The following is a 16,620-nucleotide window of genomic DNA, read 5'->3' as shown; positions in this document are numbered from 1 at the left end:
GGAAGTTCAGCGCAGCGCCTGCACCAGCACGTGTTTCAGCAAACCGAGCTGGCCGTGGAAAAAATGGCCGACGCCCGGCAGCACGGTGACCGGCAGGGTCTGCGGCCGCGCCCAGTCGAAGGTGGCCTGCAGCGGCACCACCTCGTCGGCCTCGCCATGCACCACCACCGTGTCGGGCGGCACGGCGGGCAGCGCAAAGCGGCTGGTGGCCGGCCCCACCAGCACCAGCCGGTCGGCCGGCGTGCCGGCCTCGGCCAGGCGGGCAGCGGCCTGCGCCGCGCAATAGCTGCCGAACGAGAAGCCGGCCAGCCACAACGGCAGCGCGGCGTCGCGGTGGGCGGCCACCGCGGCCAGCGCGTCGTCGGTCTCGCCGCGGCCGTCGTCGTAGGTGCCGGCGGATTCACCCACGCCGCGGAAGTTGAAGCGCACGGTGCGAAAACCCAGCTGCAGCGCCGCCCGTGCCAAGGTGTGCACCACCTTGTTGTCCATCGTGCCGCCATGCAGCGGGTGCGGATGGCAGATCACCGCCACGCCGCGCGGCGCGCCGGCGGGGGTTGCGCTGGCCGGCGGCTCGTCGATGGCGCAGGCCAGCGCGCCGGCCGGGCCGGCAATGCTCAGCAGTTGGGTGTCGCGGTTCATTGCACCGGGTGCCGCCTCAGCGCCCCACCTCGGCGGGCAGCACCAGGCGCTCGACGATGCGGCCGTTCTTGAGGTGCGACTCGACGATCTCGTCGATGTCGGCGTTGTCGACGAAGGTGTACCAGACCGCCTCGGGATAGACCACCGCCACCGGGCCGCCGGCGCAGCGATCCAGGCAGCCGGCCTTGTTGACGCGCACGCCGCCGGGGCCGGCCAGGCCCTCGGCCTTGACCTTGGCCTTGCAATGATCGAACGCCGCCTGGGCGCCCATCTGGGCGCAGCATGATTCGCCGTTGCTGCGCTGGTTCAGGCAGACGAACAGATGGTGGCGGTAATAGCTCATCGCCTGATTTTAGGCGGCCCCGGCCGCCGCGCCGGCGGCTGGCCGAGGTTCAGGGCCGCCTCACACCCGCCGCGTGCCGCCCAGGCGCACCAGCAACCAGGCCAGCGCGCCATAGGGCCACAGCCAGCCCAGCCACTGCGCCAACCCGTGAAAGCGGATGAAGCGGCCCTGCTCCCAGCCCTGCAGGCTTTGCGCAAAGTACGGATCGCTGGGCGCCTGGTGCACCAGCATCACCAGGCCGGTGAACGCCACCAGGGCCAGCGCCGCGGCCGCGCGGGCCCCCAGCCAGGCCAGCATCAGCGCCAGCACCAGGCCCACGGCCATCGGCACCAGCGTGTCGGGCACGGCCCAGGCCAGCGCATGGTCGGGGCCGAAGTTCAGCGTGGTCGACAGCGTGGTGGCCAGCAGGGCCAGCAGCGTGGCCCCCAGGGCCAGACCCAGGCGCCGCCAGCCGCGGCGCGAGGCGGCATAGGCCAGCAGGCACGGCGCCAGCAGGCCCAGCGCCACGGCCAGGCCCTCGGCCAGCGGCGACAGCCGCTCGCTGGGCACCGGGGCTGAATCAAGCCACAGCGTCACCGACTGCGCCCAGGGCACGTCCAGCAGCAGCACGAACAGCCAGTCGCGCAGCGCGCCACCCACCTGGCCCAGCCCCAGCGGCACCGGGGTGGGAAACAGCAGCGCCACCGGCCACAGCAGCAGCAAGGCCACCGCGCCCGACTGCCCACCCTCCAGCCAGCGCTCGCGCGTGGCCTGCCAGCCGCGCAGCAGGCCCAGCAGGGCCGCCAGCACCGCCAGCAGCGCGCCGGCCAGCGCGCCCAGGCTGTTGAGCAGCCAGTCCAGCAGCGAGGGCACGCGCTGCGACAGCAGATGCTGGCTCACTTCGAGCCCGTACGACAGGGCCGCTCCGGCCAGCACGCCCCCGGCCAGCGCCGACCAGCGCCCCGCGCCATGGCGCAGCCGCGCCAGCGCCACCAGCAGGCCCAGCGGCAGGTAGCCGCCCAGGTTGCTGGTGATGTCAAAGGGGATGAAGTACTGGGGCCAGGGCAGGCGCAGCATCTCGGCCACACCCAGGCCCACCGGCCAGCGCCAGCCGGTGAACGGAAACAGGCTGGCGTAGACGATGGTGGCCGCCCAGGCCAGGGCCAGCGGCACCGCCGTGCTGGCATGGCGGCCACGCGGGCCTGGCACGGCGGGCACGCTAGAACGGCCGCACCACCGCCAGCACCACGATGGCGGCAAACAACAGCACCGTCAGCTCGTTGAACACCCGGTACCAGCGGTGGCTGCGGCGGTTGTTCATGGCCTCGAACTGGCGCAGGTGCGCGCGGCACATGTGCTGGTAGCCGATGGCGCCCAGCACCAGCAGCAGCTTGGCATGCAGCCAGTACTGCCCGGCCAGGCGCTGAACGCCGAAGCCCAGCCACAGCCACACGCCCAGCAGCAGCGCGGCAACCATCAGCAGGTTGGAGAAGCGGTAGAGCTTGCGCCCCATCAGCAGCAGGCGTTCGCGCTCGGCGTGGCTGTCGGCCGGCACCATGGCCAGGTTCACGAAGATGCGCGGCAGGTAGAACAGACCGGCAAACCAGCTGGCAACAAAAACGATGTGGAAGGCCTTGACCCAGAGCAGCGCAGAACTCATCGCGCGATTATGGCGGCCACAAAAAAAAGAACCCCGGCCAGGGGCCGGGGTGGTAAGCCTTGTCATTGTGTTCAACGCCAAGGCACCTGCTCAGGGAGGAAAAGCAGGGAGACGACACCTCGCGGCATCGCCTCGCTTTCAATATTAGCAAATTGAAACGTCGCGCGAGCACGAGACCCTGAAAAGTTCGTGTCATCTGCACGACGCGTGCGGCCCGCCCGGCCGGCCATGCGCCACGGCAACGGCCGGAAAGCGCCCGATTTGCCGCTACGCTGCGCGCCTGAACAAGACCTGCCTGGAGCGCCCGCCATGCACACCCCGCCGCCCTTTCCGGCCAGCCGGCCGCGCCGCCTGCGCCGCGACGCCTTCACCCGTGAGCTGGTGCGCGAGCATCGCCTGCACCCGTCGGACCTGATCTACCCGGTGTTCATCCTGGATGGCCACAACCAGGTGCAGGATGTGGCCAGCATGCCCGGCGTGCAGCGCCTGTCGATCGACCGCCTGCTGGGCGTGGCCGAGCAGTGCGTGGCACTCGGTGTGCCGGTGATCGCGCTGTTTCCGGTGATCGACACCGGCCTGAAGACGCCCGACGGCATCGAGGCCACCAACCCCGACGGCCTGGTGCCGCGCGCCGTGCGGGCACTGAAGGACCGCTTTCCGCAGCTGGGCGTGCTCACCGACGTGGCGCTCGACCCCTTCACCAGCCACGGCCAGGACGGCCTGCTGGACGACAGCGGCTACATCCTCAACGACGCCACCGTGGCCATGCTGACGCGCCAGGCCCTGGTGCAGGCCGCCGCCGGCGTGGACATCGTGGCGCCCAGCGACATGATGGACGGCAGGATCGGGGCGATCCGCTCGGCGCTCGAATCGCAGGGCGCCATCCACACCCGCATCATGGCTTACAGCGCCAAGTACGCCAGCGCCTTCTACGGCCCCTTCCGCGACGCCGTGGGTTCGGCCAAGAACCTGGGCAAGGCCGACAAGAAGGTCTACCAGATGGACCCCGGCAACAGCGACGAGGCGCTGCGCGAGGTGGCGCTCGACCTGGCCGAGGGCGCCGACATGGTGATGGTCAAGCCCGGCATGCCCTACCTCGACATCGTGCGCCGCGTGAAGACCGAGTTCCGCGTACCCACCTTCGCCTACCAGGTGAGCGGCGAGTACGCCATGCTCAAGGCCGCCGCCGCCAACGGCTGGCTCGACCACGACGCGGTGATGATGGAAAGCCTGCTGGCCTTCAAGCGCGCCGGCGCCGATGGCGTGCTGACCTACTTCGCGCTCGACGTCGCGCGGCTGCTGCGCCAGGGCTGACCGGCCGCCGCCAGCCATGCGCATCTTCCACATCCACGGCGAACGCTTCACCGAGCTGCCGCACCTGCCCGAGGCCCTGCCCGACGAAGGCTTCATCTGGGTGGGCAGCTCGCGCCGGGTGTTCGAGCTGTCGGTGCCCAAGCTGCAGCAGGCGCTGCAGCGCTGGGGCGCCGGCACGCTGGTGGATCTGCATGTCTCCGATCTGCTGAACAACCAGCTGCCCAGCCAGTTCGACTACACCTCTTGGTACGACCTGCTGGTGTTTCGCCGTCTGGCCGCCAGCCCCGGCAGCGCCGACCTGTTTGTCGACGAGCACCACGGCACGCTGGCCGGCGCCCGGCGGGCGCTGGCCGCCATCGACACCAGCCCGGTGGGCTTTGCGGTGTTCGACCGCATCCTGATCACCGTGCACCCCGCCGACTGCGCGGTGCGCGACCACTTCGCGCAGCGCCTGTCGGCGCTGGCCCAGGGCGCCGGCACCGGCACCGACGCCCGCGGCGCGCGCCTGCCCAGCAACCCGGCCGACCTGATGCTGCGCATGGCCAACCACATGGTCGACAGCTACCTCGACCTGCGCCGCCTGCTCACCCGCCAGCTCGGCTACCTGCAGCAGCTGCTGCTCGACCCGCACAGCCGCTTCACCGACTGGCAGGTGCTGCTGGATTCGCGCAACAGCCTGCACCTGCTGGAAGACACCTGCGAAGACCAGCGCAGCGCGGTGCAGGAGTGGATCGACGCCCTCGACGACTGGCCCGACGAAGGCGGTGCCGCGGCGCGGCGCGAGCGCGAGCTGCTGCGCGTGCGCTCGCGCGACGTGCTCGAGCACATCGAGCGCGTGCTGAGCCATGTGCGGCGGCTCGAGCACTCGGCCGAAACCGCCGTGCAGCTGCACTTCTCGGCACTGGGCCACCGCACCAACGACATCATGCGCACGCTCACCGTGCTGACCGCGGTGTTCATGCCGCTGAACCTGATCACCGGCTTCTTCGGCATGAACTTCGAAGGCCTGCCGCTGATCCACTCGGCCACCGGCGTGTGGTTTGCCGCCGGCATGATGGCCGTGGTGGCCCTGGCGCTGGGCGCGTTTTTCTGGCGCCGGCGCTACATCGACACTTCGCGACGGTAAGCAGAGCATCCGGCCCCGCAGCGCCGCCCTGCGCTGCTCGATCAGCCGGCGTCGAACAGCCCGCCGGCCGATTGCGGCGGCGCCACGCCCAGGTGGCGGTAGGCGGCCAGTGTGGCCACGCGGCCGCGCGGCGTGCGCTGCAGAAAGCCCTGCTGGATCAGGTAGGGCTCGATCACGTCCTCGATGGTGCCGGGCTCCTCGCCGATGGCGGCAGCCACGTTGTCCAGGCCCACCGGGCCACCGTCGAAGCGGTGCACCACGGCCTCGAGAAACTTGCGGTCCATCAGGTCGAAACCCTCGGGGTCGACATCCAGCATCTTCAGCGCCAGGTCGGCGATCTGGCGCGTGATGACGCCGTCGCCCTTGACCTCGGCGTAGTCGCGCACCCGGCGCAGCAACCGGTTGGCGATGCGCGGCGTACCGCGCGAACGGCGTGCGATCTCGAACGCGCCCTCGGCCTGGATCGGCACGCTGAGCAGGCCGGCCGAGCGCTTGACGATGGTGCCCAGCTCGGCCGGCGTGTAGAACTCGAGCCGCGCGACGATGCCGAAACGGTCGCGCAGCGGGTTGGTGAGCATGCCCGCGCGCGTGGTGGCGCCCACCAGCGTGAAGGGCTGCAGATCGAGCTTGATGCTGCGCGCGGCCGGGCCCTCGCCGATCATGATGTCGATCTGGTAGTCCTCGAGCGCCGGGTACAGGATCTCCTCGACCACCGGTGAGAGCCGGTGGATCTCGTCGATGAAGAGCACATCGTTCTTCTCGAGGTTGGTCAGCAGCGCGGCCAGGTCCTTGGGCTTCTCGAGCACCGGGCCGCTGGTCTGGCGCAGGTTCACGCCCAGTTCGGCGGCGATGATGTGGCTCAGCGTGGTCTTGCCCAGGCCCGGCGGGCCGAACAGCAGCACGTGGTCGAGCGCCTCCTCGCGCTTGCGCGCCGCGCCGATGAAGATCTCGAGCTGCTCGCGCGCCTTGGCCTGGCCGATGTACTCCTGCAGCAGCTTGGGCCGCAGCGCGCGCTCCAGCGCTTCTTCCTGCGGCGAGGCGCGGCTGGCACTCACCACGCGCGGTGCGGGCGGTGCGGCAAAGTCGTCGGTCTGGATGCCCATCCAGTCATTGTGGCTCAAACCACCCGCCCTGACCCCAGCCCGCGCCGGGTCGCCTCAGGCGGCTGGAGGCCGGCCGTACAGACGGCTGGCGGCCGGCCGCTCAGGTGGCTGGCGGCGCGCACCGGTCATGGCGGGCGCGCCGCTGCGTCAGGACAAGGCCTTCAGCGCGGCCTTGATGCCCTCGGACACGCCAATGTCGGGCGGCAGGGTCTTGAGCACGGCGCCGGCCTCCTTCTCGCTGTAGCCCAGCGCGATCAGCGCCTGCACGATGTCGGCCTGGGCATCGCTGGCCGCCGCGGCGCCACCGGCCAGGGCCAGCTCGGGGCCCAGCTTGCCCTTCAGCTCGAGCAGCAGGCGCTCGGCGGTCTTCTTGCCGATGCCCGGCACCTTAACCAGCCGCCCGGCCTGCTGCTGGGCCACGGCCTGGGTGAGCTCGGCCACGCTCAGGCCCGACAGCAGGCTGAGCGCCATCTTGGGCCCGACGCCGGTGATGCGGATCAGCTGGCGAAAGGCCGCGCGCTCTTCATGCGTGAGAAAGCCGTAGAGCAGCTGCGCGTCCTCGCGCACCACCTGGTGCGTGAGCAGCACCACGCGCTCGCCCAGCGGCGGCAGGTTGTAAAAGCTCGACATCGGCACGTCGACCTCGTAGCCGACACCGTTGACATCGATGAGTACCTGGGGCGGAGCCTTCTCCGCCAGCGTGCCGCTGAGCCGTCCGATCATGGACGGCGATTGTGGCCTATCGCCTGAACAGACCCAGGCGCTGCGCTTCGAGCGCGGCCTCGGCGCGCGAACTCACGTTGAGCTTGCGGTAGATCTGCTTGACGTAGTCGGCGATGGTGTGGCGGCTCAGGCCCAGCTGCACGCCGATCTCGGGCAGCGTGAAGCCCTTGGCCACGCGCAGCAGCACCTCGCTCTCGCGCTCGGTGAGCTGCACGTCGGGCATGGCATTGGCCTGCGGCTTGGCCTGGGCGGCAAAGTACTTGATGACCTTGCGTGCGATCGACGGCGACAGCGGCGGCTCGCCCTGGCTGATGCGCTGCAGCTGCTCGGTGATCAGTTCGCGCGGCTGCTCCTTCAGGATGTAGCCGTAGGCGCCGGCCTGCAGGGCCGGGAACAGGTGCTCGTCGTCATCGTGGATCGTGACCACCACGCTTTGCGCGTCGGGCTGCAGGTCGCGCAGGCGGGCCACCACATCGGTGTCGCTGCCATCGGGCAGGCCCAGGTCGATCAGCGCGAGGTCGAAGCGCAGCTGCTGCACCTGCTGCAGCGCGTCGTGCACGCGCGAGCATTCGGTGATGCGCCCGGCAGGAAACACCTGCAGCACCAGGCTCTTGAGCCAGGCGCGGATTTCAGGCAGGTCTTCGAGCAGCAGGATCTGATTCATGACGGGTCCGTCGGCAACATCTCAACACGGGATCCCGCAGGCGGGAATCCCATCGTAACAGCGGGTTCACACGGACGCGAGCTGGCGCTCCAGCGGCAATGTGAGGCGTATCACGGTTCCATAGCCGGGGCTCGACTCGACCAGGCACTGGCCCTGCAGCTGCTTGGCGCGGCCCTTCATGCTGGCCATGCCGTGGCCCTTGTCGAGCCGGCCGTCCAGTTCGACCGGAATGCCCTGGCCGTTGTCCTGGATCAGCAGCTGGAAGTCGCCGTCGGCGATGGCGCAGCGCACGCTGCACTGCGAGGCGCCGCTGTGCTTGATGATGTTGCTGATGGCCTCGCGCAGGATGCGGGTGGTCTGCACATAGGCGCGCGACGACAGCGTCTGCGGTGTCTCGTCGTCGGTGGGGGCGCTCCATTCACCCTGGATGCCCGACTGGGTGAGCCGCGACATGACCTCGGCGCGCCAGTCGCCAAAGGCATCGGCCAGCTTCACCGGCTTGCCGGTGAGGCCGCGCACCGACAGGCGCATTTCTTCCAGCGCCTCGCGGGCCAGCGTGCTGATGCGGTCGTTGTCGCTGGTGTGCACGATGGTCAGCAGCTTGGCGCCCAGGTCGTCGTGCAGGTCGGCGGCGATGCGCTTGCGCTCGCGGTCGGTGACCTGCTCGACCTTCAGCTCGGCCAGCTGCGAGAAGTTGCGCTCGATCTGCGCGGTGGCCTCGCGGATGCGCACCTCGAGCTCGGCGCGGCTTTGCTCGCTGGTCTGGAAGGCGCGGCCGAACTGTTGCACCAGACGCAGGCCCATGGCGATGAAGGCCAGCGGCGGCACCAGCTCGGCCACGTAGCCGATGCGGCTGTCCAGCTGCGCCAGGATGGTGGTGGCCTGCACCAGCAGGGCCAGGCCCACCACCACCAGCAGCCCGGCCATGGGCCACAGCTGGCGGCTGCGCTGGCGCCGCGCGCGGGTGAGGTAGAACACCGCCGCGGCCACCGCCTGGGCCGCCAGCAGCACGAACCACAGGCCCGACACCCAGTGCAGGTGCCGGGCGTCGGCGGCCAGCATCGAGCCCAGCATCACCAGCAGCTGCAAGGGCAGTGCCAGGCTCACCCACGGCAGCTTGCGGTTGGCGTGGCGCAGCAGGAACTGCACCGCGGCCCAGGTGAGAAAGCCCACCAGCGCGGCCAGCGTGACCTCGGTCAGGCGGTTGCTGACCGGCAGCTCCGAGGCCCACAGCCGCGCCAGCAGCACCGCCCAGCCGACCATCAGCGCCCCGAAATAGGCCAGGTAGCTCTGCGCGCGGTTGAACCAGCCCATCACGAACATCAGCCCGCCCATCAGCAGCAGCGTGCCGCTCATCACCTCGGGCAGGCGCACCGCAAACAAGGCACGCCGGGCGTGGTGATCGGCCAGCACCGCATGGCTGCCGAACTCGACCACCGACAGCCCGCCCACCCGCTGGCGCGAGCTGACCAGCGGCAGGTCGTAGCCCTTGACGCGCAGCTCGACGATGTTGGTGCCCGGCAGCAGCAGCGCATCGGGCACGGCCACCAGCTGGGGGTGGTGGCACAGGCGGCTGACCGGCTCGGCAAACTGGCCGCCGTCGTGCACCAGCTGGCCGTTCACGCGCACCTGCAGCACGCTGCAGGCCCGCTCGACATACAGCGCATGCAGCGCGCCACTGCCGGGCACGCTGGCCGCTGCATTGGTGGCACTGGCGGCACTGGCGGCACTGGCGGCACTGGCGGCACTGGCGGCACTGGCTGCACTGGCTGCAGCCGCTGCGCTGGCGGCACTGGCTGGGCTGGCCGCCGGCGCTGCGACGGGCACGGGCCGCTGCAGGCGGGCGCCGCTGAAGCTCAGCCGGTACCAGCGCTCGCCGGCCGCGCCCACCGGGTGCACGGCCCAGTCGTCGGGCAGCACCACGGTCTTGGCGCCGGTCCAGTCGGGCGGGCGCTCGCCCTGCCCCGGCGCGGCCAGGGCCTCGCGCAGCACCAGCACCTCGGCACGCAGGCCGGGCGTGGCCAGCAGGCCCAACAGGCACAGCAGCAGCAGGGCCAGCGCAGGCCACGGCCTGGTGGCGATGCGGCGCGCACGCGCCGCGGTTCCAATGTCAGACAGGCACGGGGCGGGCGCCCGGTGCGGCAGGGGCACGGCGAACATGCACCGATTGTGGGGCCGGCCTGCCGGGCCTCCGGCGCAGCCCGGGCTGCCGGCGCGGCCGGTTCGTTGGAGAATCCGCAACCCGGCGCGCCCGCCCGGCCCACCCGCCCCCAGCCTGCCCCACTGCACCGTGATCCTGCGCCACGTCTTCGAACCCACCGACAACGCCCGCCTGGCCCATCTGAGCGGCGCCTTCGACGAGCACCTGCGCGCCATCGAAGACGCGCTGACGGTGCGCATCAGCCGCCGCGGCGGCGCGTTCCGCGTCGAAGGCGACAAGGCGGCCGCCGGCCGCGCACTGGCGCTGCTGCAGGCACTGTACGAGCGTGCGGCGCGGCCGATCGCGGTCGAGGCCCTGCAGCTGGCGCTGGTGGAGGCGCATGCGCAGGGTCTGGCGCCGCGCGCCGGGGGCAGCGCCGCGGCCGACACGCCGGTGGTGACCACACCCGACGCCGAGGCCATCGTGCTGCACACCCGGCGCAGCGACCTGCGCGGCCGCACACCCAACCAGGTGCAGTACCTGCGCAACATCCTCAGCCACGACATCACGCTGGGCCTGGGCCCGGCCGGCACCGGCAAGACCTTTCTGGCCGTGGCCTGCGCGGTGGATGCGCTCGAGCGCAGCGGCGTGCAGCGCATCGTGCTCACCCGCCCGGCGGTGGAGGCCGGCGAACGCCTGGGGTTTCTGCCCGGCGATCTGGCGCAGAAGGTCGACCCCTACCTGCGCCCGCTGTACGACGCGCTGTACGACCTGATGGGCTTCGAGCGCGTGCAGGCGGCGTTCGAGAAGGGCCAGCTCGAGATCGCGCCGCTGGCCTTCATGCGCGGGCGCACGCTCAACCATGCCTTCGTGATCCTCGACGAGGCCCAGAACACCACGCCCGAGCAGATGAAGATGTTTCTCACCCGCATCGGCTTCGGCAGCCGCGCGGTGGTCACCGGCGACACCAGCCAGGTCGATCTGCCCAAGGGCGTGACCAGCGGCCTGAGCGACGCCGCGCGGGTGCTGGACGGCGTGCGCGGCATCGCGTTCTCGCGCTTCACCGCCGCCGATGTGGTGCGCCACCCGCTGGTGGCCCGCATCGTCGAGGCCTACGAGGCCGCCAAGCCCGGCGCCGGCGATCGGGGTGCGGCATGACGCGCACGCCCCGGCCCGAGCTGAGCCTGTCGCTGCAGTTTGCCGATGCCAGCCTGCGCGCCCTGCTGCCGCGGCACAAGGTGATGCGCTGGATTCGCGCGGCACTGGACGCGCCGGCCGAAATGACGGTGCGTTTTGTCGGCGATGAGGAAGGCCGCGCGCTCAACCGCGACTACCGCGGCAAGGACTACGCCACCAACGTGCTCACCTTCGACTACGCGCAAGAGCCGCTGGTGATGGCCGACCTGGTGCTGGCCGCCGGCGTGGTGGCGCGCGAGGCGGCCGAGCTAGGCCTGTCGCCCGCCGATCACGTGGCCCACCTGCTGGTGCACGGCACCCTGCACGCCCAGGGCTGGGACCACGAGACCAGCGACGAAGACGCCACCGAGATGGAAGCGCACGAGTCGCAGATCCTCCTCGGCCTGGGACTGCACGACCCCTACACGCGCTGACCGCCCGGGGCCGCGCCGACAGCGGTGCCCGTGGGCCCGGCCTTGAGCTTGCCGGCCACCAGCACCGCAGCCCAGGCCTGGGCCTCGGCCAGCAGGGCCTGGCGGTAGCCCTCGGGTGTGCCGCCGGACGCCGGCTGGCGCATGCCGATGCGCTGCAGCAGCTCGCGCAGCCGGCCTTCGGTCTGCAGCGCGCGCACGGCGGCGGCCAGCGCCTCGAGCTGGCCGGGCGCGGTATCGCCATGCATGAACAGGCCCAGGGTCTCGACCACCGGCACCTCGAACAGACCCAGTTCGGCCAGCGTGGGCCAGTCGGGCACCGAGGGCCAGCGCGCCTCGCTGGTCACCGCCAGGCCGCGCAGGCGGCCTGAGGCAAAGGCCTCCGGCGCCGCGCCCACGATGACCAGCGCACTGGCGATCGCGCCCGACAGCAGATCAGCCACCAGCGGTCCGGTGCCCTGGAAGGTGACGAAGTTGAAGGTTGCGCCCGCGCGCCGGCCGATCGCGCTGGCCAGCACATGCGCGCCGGTGTTGAGGCCCGGCACGCCCACGGTGGCCTGGTCGGGGTTGGCCTGCATCCAGGCCAGGTAGTCGGCCATGCTGCGCACACTGGCCGGCACCCGGGGCCCGACCGCCACGCAGAAGGTGATGGCGGCCACCGACGCCACCGGCGCCAGCTCACGCAGCACGCCCTCGCCCTTGCTGCCGCCCAGCTGCGGCAGCAGGGTCAGCAGCGAGCTGGGCAACAAGATCATCTGGCTGCCGTCGGCCGGGCCGCGGCGCAGCGCGTCGATGGCCACCCGCCCGGCGTTGCCCGGCAGGTAGCGAACGGGGCCCTTCAGCTCGGGCTGGTAGCGGCCCGCCAGGCCGGCCACCAGGGCGTCAAGCACCGGCGAGATCGGCCCGCCGTTCGGAAAGCCGTACAGCAGCGAGGCCGGCCCGCCGGCCGGGGCCTGCGCCCAGGCCGGGCCGCCGCCCAGCAGGCCGCCCAGGCCGCCCAGGCCCAGGGCACCCAGCAGGCGGCGACGGCTGGGGCTGTTGCGCCGGCGCGCCGGCGTGGCAGTGTCGGTTGCGGCCATGGCTCACTCCTGTGCCGAGAAGCGGGTCTTCTGCACCACCTGGGCCCAGCGGGCCGAGTCGCTCTGGATGTACTGCTGGAAGGCCTCTGGCGCCAGCGCGATCACCTTCAGCGATTGCGCCGTGGCCTCGCGCTGCATCGCCTCGCTGGCCATGAAGCGCGCCACGCGTTGCTGCAGCGCCTGAGCCACCGGCAGCGGCAGGGCCGCGGGGCCTAGCAGGCCATGCCACTCGACGATGGCGCAGTCGGCAACGCCCTGCTCCAGCAGCGTGGGCACGCCCGGCAGCGAGGGCCAGCGCTCGGCGCTGGACACGCCCAGGCTGCGCAGCCGGCCGCTGCGGAAGTCGTCCAGGTTCTGGCCCACGATGGTCAGGCCGGCCGCCAGGCTGCCGCTGACCAGGTCCTTGATCAGCGTGGCCGAGCCACGGTAGGGCGTGGGGCGCAGCGTGACATCGCGGGCCCGGGCCACCAGCATGCCGGCCAGGTGCGCCGCCGAGCCGATGGCCGGCACGCCGTAGGCGGCCTGCGCCGGGTCCTGCATCACCCAGCGCACATAGTCGTCCAGCGTGCGCACCGCCTCGGGCACCCGCGGCCCCACCGTGAACGAGCGCGTGAACTCGTACAGCGGCGACACCGCGCGGTAGTCGTCCAGCGCATAGCCCAGCTTGCGGTACAGGTGCGGCATCAGCGTCAGCGAACTCGATGAGGCATACAGCAGCGTGCGCCCGTCGGGCGCGGCGCGGCGCACCTGGTCATGGGCCAGCTTGCCGCCCGAGCCCGGGGTGTGGCGAAACACCATGCGCCCCTGCGACGTGCCCGACAGGGCCTCGGCCAGGGCCAGGCCCACGGTGGTGGCCACGCCACCCTCGCTGAACCCGTAGATGATTTGTCCGGCCTCGCTGCCGGCGGCGGCCTGGGCAGCCGCCCAGCCTGGACAGGTGCCCGCGGCCAATGCCGCCAGGCGACCCAGCAGGCTGCGCCGATCTGTGTCGGTCATGCCTCGTCTCCATCAAAAAAAGGGGTTTGGCAGGTCCTGGGCTAGATGCGGCTGAGCCGTGCCTGCCGCACGGCTTGCGCGTACTGCGTCGTCTCGGTGGCGATGCGCTCCCGCAGTTGCTCGGGCGTCTCGCGCAAGGGGCGCATCGACAGGCGCTCGAGCGCCTGGGTCAGTTCGGGCGTGGCCATGGCCTCGCCGATGGCCGCGCGCAGGCGCTGCACCACCGGCTCGGCCATGCCGGCCGGGCCGAACCAGCCGTACCAGCCGGTCATGGCCATGCCGCTCAGGCCGATCTCGTCGAAGCAGGGCGTGTCGGGCAGGCCCAGCCAGCGCTGGGGGCTGCTGACCGCCAGCGCACGCAGGCGGCCGTCGGCCAGGGCCTCGCGCGCATTGCCGGTGACCACGATGCCGGCCGCCAGGCCGCCGCCCAGCAGCTCGTTGACCACCGGCGTGGTGCCGGCATAGGCCACCGGCTGCAGCGGCGCGTCGCGGTCGCGCACCAGGTGCTGCGCCATCAGCCAGCCCTGCGAGCCCTTCAGCACCACCCCCACCTGGCGTGCCGCGGGGTTGTCGCCCACCCAGCGCAGGAAGTCGTCGAGCGTCCTGACGCTGGCCGGCACGCGCGGCCCCACCAGCAGCATGAAGGCGTACTCGGACAGCGAGGCCAGCGGCGTGAAGTCGGCCTGCGGCGCATAGCCCAGCTCGCGGTAGACGGACGGAAACAGCGTGATCAGCGCCGACTGCGCATGCAGCAGGGTGTTGCCGTCGGGCAGCGCCGACTTCACCACCTCGGCCGAGCGGCGGGCTTCACGGCCCAACACATGCTCGATCTTGATCGGCGGCGTGTAGCGCGACACCATCTGCCCGATCAGGGCCTGGGCCAGCGTGGTGCCGGCCGCGCCGGGCGGAATGCCGAACAGCAGGCGCGCCGAACCATCGGCCGCCGAGGCCGCCGCCGACGGGACCTGCTGGGCCAAGGCCGCCGGCACGCCCGAGGCGCCCAGGGCGCCCAGGCCGATCCGGCGCAAGGCCTGCCGTCTCGCCAAATGTGTCATCGCCCATCCTCTCGTCGGTTGAACACCGCCCGCCGGGCGGCATCGGTCACAGGCCGGCTGGCCTAGCCCTGCAGTTCGCGCAGCAACAGCTGCCACATGCGCCGGCCCGACTGCACCGCCAGACTCTCGGGCTCGGCCTCGATCTGCACCTGCCCGCGCAACAGCCGCGACGCCAGTGGCGCCCCGGCCTGCATCACCTCGAAGCGCGCCCGGTGCACCGGCTGCTGCGGCACGGCACGGCCGCGCTTGTCCAGCACCGTGGGCACGCTGCCGCCGTGCACCGAGGCCAGCAGCTCGGGCGTGACCTGCTCGGCCGTGGCCTGCTCCACCGCGCTCAGGCGCAGCGTGACGGGCGCCAGGCTCAGGTCGTCGGCCAGAAACACCGCCGGCGCGCCGGCCTGCAGGCGCCGCAGCGCGGCGTCGTCGACATAGCCCTGCACCTCGAGCCGCTGGCCCAGCAGCACGCGGCCCAGGGTGCGCTCGGGCCGCACCCACTGGCCCGGCTGCAGCCAGGCCGGCATGTCGACCAGGTGGCCGTCGGCCTGGGCGCGCAGCTCGAGCTGCGCCACGCGCAGACGCAGGCCCTGCACCGCGGCATCGGCCTCGGCGCGCTGCTGCTCGAGCACCAGCAGGTCGTTGCGGTCGCGCGCGTCGCCGGCAATGCGCGCCAGGCGCTCGAGGGTCAGCACGCGCTGGTTCTCGGCCTCGGCCAGGCGGCGTTGCAGCTCGGGCGAGCGCAGGCGCAGCAGCAGCTGGCCGGCGCGCACCGGCTGGCCATCGCGCACCAGCAGCGCATCCACCGTGGCCACCTCGGGCGCCTGCAGCAGCTGCTCGTGCTGCCAGCCCAGCACGGCGGCGCCGCGCACCCGCTGGTCCAGCGGCGCCTGCACGACCCAGCCCAGGCCGGCCAGCAGCAGCGCCAGGCCCAGCCAGCGGCCCATGCCCACCGCGCCGCGCAACTGCCACCAGGCGGCCAGCTGGCGCAGCAGCGGCGCCAGCAGCAGCCACCACAGCGTGGCCGCGGCCAGCACCAGGCCGGCCAGCTGGAACAGCAGCGCATACGCCAGCCCAGCCGCGGCCAGGCCCAGCGACAGCCGGAACAGCCACACCCCCGCGCCAAACACGATCAGGCCGGCGCGCCGCGCGGGCCCGGCCGGCTCGGGCGCGGCCATCACCGGCCCCAGCAGCAGGCGCCCGGCGGCCCAGCCGGCGTGGTCGAGCGCACGCTGCTGCAGATTGGCCAGGCCCAGCGCGTCGGACAGCATGTAGTAGCCGTCAAAGCGCCCCAGCGGGTTGAGGTTGATGGCCAGCGTGGTGAGCCAGCTCGAGGTGGCCACGACGAAGCAGGCCGAGCGCAGCGGCCCGTCGGCCAGCAGCGCCCAGGCCAGCGTGCACAGGCCGGCCAGCATTGATTCGGCCAGCATGCCGGCGCCGCCGATCCACAGCCGCGCAGCGCGCCGCGGCAGGCGCACGGCGCCGCTGGTGTCGGTGTAGAACATCGGCACGCCCATGGCCACCGACAGGCCCATGCTGGGCACCTGCACGCCGTGCTGCACGGCGGCATAGGCATGGCCCAGCTCGTGCAGCAGCTTCAGCGCCAGCAGCACCAGCGCATAGGCCAGCCAGCCCTCGGGCTGGTTGAACTGCGCAAAACTGCCGATGAAGGCATCCCACTGGCGCGACACCAGGTACAGGCCCAGCAGCGTGCACAGCGCCCACAGCAGCAGCGCCGGCCAGGTCCACAGGCCGCGCACCAGCGGCAGGGTGGCCTCCAGGAAACCCTGAGGCCGCAGCAGCGGCAGCTGCCAGCCCATCCAGCGGCCGAACCAGCCGCGCAGGCCCGGGTGGGCCTGGCGTGCGGCCTGCTCGGCCAGCGCCGTGCTGTCGCGCCCCGGCTGTGCCACCAGCAGGTGGTGCTGGCGCAGAAAATCCATCAGGCCGCCCAGCTGCTGCTCGAACTGGCTGTCGGGCCCGGCCAGGCTGCGCTGCCAGGCCGCACGCAGCGCCCCCACGCGGCCCAGCGGCCACAGCGCCAGCAGGCGCAGATCGCCCTCGGCGAGCAAGAAGCTGCGCTGGCGCAGCGGATCGTCGAGCCGCCAGCGGGCCGCACCGCCGGGCTCGGGCGGCGCCTCGGCCAGCTGCAGCTCGGGGCGCAGCGGCGGCAGCGGCAGGGCGTCGTCCAGCGCTTGCAT

At 72.1% G+C, this 16,620-nt stretch carries 16 protein-coding genes; 4 read left to right on the top strand and 12 right to left on the bottom strand.

What is annotated here, in order from left to right; genetic code table 11:
• Positions 1-6: 6 nt before the first annotated feature.
• From N4G63_RS03570 to N4G63_RS03555, 4 genes are read right to left on the bottom strand one after another with little or no spacing between them, the layout of a single operon-like run.
• Positions 7-639, bottom strand: coding sequence for an alpha/beta hydrolase (locus N4G63_RS03570; protein ID WP_260788741.1), 633 nt, complete (start codon positions 637-639; stop codon positions 7-9).
• 16 nt (positions 640-655) lie between these two features.
• Positions 656-982, bottom strand: coding sequence for a (2Fe-2S) ferredoxin domain-containing protein (locus tag N4G63_RS03565; protein ID WP_260788742.1), 327 nt, complete (start codon positions 980-982; stop codon positions 656-658).
• A gap of 60 nt (positions 983-1,042) precedes the next feature.
• Positions 1,043-2,170, bottom strand: a complete 1,128-nt coding sequence (locus tag N4G63_RS03560) for a VanZ family protein (RefSeq protein WP_260788743.1) — start codon at positions 2,168-2,170, stop codon at positions 1,043-1,045.
• A gap of 10 nt (positions 2,171-2,180) precedes the next feature.
• The gene (locus tag N4G63_RS03555) at positions 2,181-2,609 is read right to left on the bottom strand and encodes a CopD family protein (RefSeq protein ID WP_260789522.1); all 429 of its coding nucleotides are present in this window, start codon (positions 2,607-2,609) and stop codon (positions 2,181-2,183) included.
• A 321-nt stretch (positions 2,610-2,930) separates the two neighbouring features.
• On the opposite strand from N4G63_RS03555, the gene hemB reads away from it, so the two are divergent.
• Positions 2,931-3,935, top strand: a complete 1,005-nt coding sequence (gene hemB, locus N4G63_RS03550) for a porphobilinogen synthase (protein ID WP_314599357.1) — start codon at positions 2,931-2,933, stop codon at positions 3,933-3,935.
• Between the two features lie 16 nt (positions 3,936-3,951).
• A complete protein-coding gene (locus N4G63_RS03545; protein WP_260788744.1) occupies positions 3,952-5,061 on the top strand; it encodes a magnesium transporter CorA family protein in 1,110 nt (369 codons plus the stop codon).
• A gap of 41 nt (positions 5,062-5,102) precedes the next feature.
• Here the strand turns inward: N4G63_RS03545 and ruvB are convergent, their stop codons facing one another.
• The 4 genes from ruvB to N4G63_RS03525 form a co-directional block, all read right to left on the bottom strand.
• On the bottom strand, positions 5,103-6,164 hold the full coding sequence (gene ruvB / locus N4G63_RS03540) for a Holliday junction branch migration DNA helicase RuvB (RefSeq protein ID WP_314599356.1): 1,062 nt from the start codon (positions 6,162-6,164) through the stop codon (positions 5,103-5,105).
• A gap of 147 nt (positions 6,165-6,311) precedes the next feature.
• Complete coding sequence (ruvA, locus tag N4G63_RS03535) at positions 6,312-6,887, bottom strand: Holliday junction branch migration protein RuvA (RefSeq protein WP_260788746.1); 576 nt, start codon at positions 6,885-6,887, stop codon at positions 6,312-6,314.
• Positions 6,888-6,903: 16 nt separating this feature from the next.
• On the bottom strand, positions 6,904-7,551 hold the full coding sequence (locus N4G63_RS03530; RefSeq protein ID WP_260788747.1) for a response regulator: 648 nt from the start codon (positions 7,549-7,551) through the stop codon (positions 6,904-6,906).
• A gap of 66 nt (positions 7,552-7,617) precedes the next feature.
• The gene (locus N4G63_RS03525) at positions 7,618-9,711 is read right to left on the bottom strand and encodes a sensor histidine kinase (protein ID WP_260788748.1); all 2,094 of its coding nucleotides are present in this window, start codon (positions 9,709-9,711) and stop codon (positions 7,618-7,620) included.
• 130 nt (positions 9,712-9,841) lie between these two features.
• Here N4G63_RS03525 and N4G63_RS03520 point away from each other — a divergent pair, with 130 nt between their 5' ends.
• On the top strand, positions 9,842-10,849 hold the full coding sequence (locus N4G63_RS03520) for a PhoH family protein (protein WP_260788749.1): 1,008 nt from the start codon (positions 9,842-9,844) through the stop codon (positions 10,847-10,849).
• Positions 10,846-11,301 carry an rRNA maturation RNase YbeY gene (ybeY, locus tag N4G63_RS03515; RefSeq protein ID WP_260788750.1) on the top strand — a complete coding sequence of 152 codons (456 nt, stop codon included), beginning with the start codon at positions 10,846-10,848 and terminating at the stop codon, positions 11,299-11,301. Before N4G63_RS03520 ends, ybeY begins: the two co-directional genes overlap by 4 nt.
• Here the strand turns inward: ybeY and N4G63_RS03510 are convergent.
• The 4 genes from N4G63_RS03510 to N4G63_RS03495 form a co-directional block, all read right to left on the bottom strand.
• On the bottom strand, positions 11,289-12,377 hold the full coding sequence (locus N4G63_RS03510; RefSeq protein ID WP_260788751.1) for a tripartite tricarboxylate transporter substrate-binding protein: 1,089 nt from the start codon (positions 12,375-12,377) through the stop codon (positions 11,289-11,291). The genes ybeY and N4G63_RS03510 overlap by 13 nt on opposite strands.
• 3 nt (positions 12,378-12,380) lie before the next feature.
• A complete protein-coding gene (locus N4G63_RS03505) occupies positions 12,381-13,373 on the bottom strand; it encodes a tripartite tricarboxylate transporter substrate-binding protein (protein WP_314599355.1) in 993 nt (330 codons plus the stop codon).
• Positions 13,374-13,414: 41 nt separating this feature from the next.
• On the bottom strand, positions 13,415-14,428 hold the full coding sequence (locus N4G63_RS03500) for a tripartite tricarboxylate transporter substrate-binding protein (protein WP_260788754.1): 1,014 nt from the start codon (positions 14,426-14,428) through the stop codon (positions 13,415-13,417).
• A gap of 62 nt (positions 14,429-14,490) precedes the next feature.
• The gene (locus tag N4G63_RS03495; protein WP_314599354.1) at positions 14,491-16,620 is read right to left on the bottom strand and encodes an efflux RND transporter periplasmic adaptor subunit; all 2,130 of its coding nucleotides are present in this window, start codon (positions 16,618-16,620) and stop codon (positions 14,491-14,493) included.

The sequence above is a fragment of the Aquabacterium sp. OR-4 genome, from assembly GCF_025290835.2.
Classification (GTDB): Bacteria; Pseudomonadota; Gammaproteobacteria; order Burkholderiales; family Burkholderiaceae_C; genus Pseudaquabacterium.
The sequence above is the reverse complement of the archived record's forward strand: the minus strand, read 5'-3'. Positions and strand labels throughout refer to the sequence as shown.